At 36.4% G+C, this 225-nt stretch carries 1 pseudogene; it reads left to right on the forward strand.

Going from position 1 to position 225, the window contains the following annotated elements:
* Positions 1-225, forward strand: a pseudogene (locus BGK49_RS30705) (hypothetical protein); the annotation flags it as partial.

The following is a 225-nucleotide window of genomic DNA, read 5'->3' on the forward strand; positions in this document are numbered from 1 at the left end:
AAAAAATATATTACGCGTAACAAACTCATCTTCTTCTGGCATAAGTGAAAAACATTTAGATCACTGTGCTAATACTGTGAAAAACTTTTTAAGGAAGTCTATAGCAGCGCAAAGTTATAGCAAAATGTTTTCTCAAGGGACCAGTTTCAAATCACTAAATCTTTCTATTGAAGCGCCATCTGGAGCACGGTCATCATTTCGGTCACTTGAGCATCTCGATAAGGT

This window comes from Shigella sp. FC1544, from assembly GCF_001722145.1.
GTDB lineage: Bacteria > Pseudomonadota > Gammaproteobacteria > Enterobacterales > Enterobacteriaceae > Escherichia > Escherichia coli.